We start from the raw sequence: 610 nt of genomic DNA, 5'->3' as shown, positions 1-610 counted from the left end.
TGCCTTGATCCCGAAGTCCACGCCGACGGACGGCTGATCCGGCGCCTGTGGGTTGTAGTCTTCGGTGTCGACCAGGATCGAGACGTAGAAGCGACCGGCGCGCTTACTGATGGTGGCCTGCTTGGTCTGACCGGTGAAGCGCAGCGGTTGGCGCATCGCGATTCGGGTCTTGAGTCGCTCGATCCGCAGGGTTCGCCCGTCGACGTCGAACTTGGCCGGTTCGCGCAGGGCGAAGGCCTCGTTGACGTCCTTTTTCTTGAACTGCGGATAGCCTGGCTGCTTCGCCTTGGCCTTGACGCGCCGAAAGAAGCCTTTGAAGGCGGCATCCAGGTCGTCAATGGCGTTGCGCGTGACGCGGCTGGAGACCTCCGCGTACCACGGGAACTGAATGCGCAAGACCGTCATGTAGTGCTGATAGGCCGCGGCCTTTGACCACTTCACGCCGGGCTGACTGAAGTGCGCGAGCAGTTGGTTGTAACAGTGCCGCCGCGCACCGCACGCCTGATTGAGGTAATCGGCCTGCTCGGGCGTTGGACGCAGTTCAATCTTATGGGCGATCAGCATGGGCCTCGACCGCCTGTTTCACATCATCCAACAGTGCCCGGTTCTG

The 610-nt window shown here is 62.0% G+C and carries 1 protein-coding gene; it reads right to left on the bottom strand.

Translation table 11 applies throughout. The features are described 5' to 3' along the window. On the bottom strand, window positions 1-564 hold a 564-nt coding region (locus HW932_RS21515), incomplete at its 3' end, for an RNA-guided endonuclease InsQ/TnpB family protein (RefSeq protein ID WP_176978490.1). Between the last annotated feature and the right edge of the window lie 46 nt (window positions 565-610).

Source organism: Allochromatium humboldtianum (assembly GCF_013385175.1).
Classification (GTDB): Bacteria; Pseudomonadota; Gammaproteobacteria; order Chromatiales; family Chromatiaceae; genus Thermochromatium; species Thermochromatium humboldtianum.
This window is presented reverse-complemented; position numbering and strand designations above follow the sequence as displayed.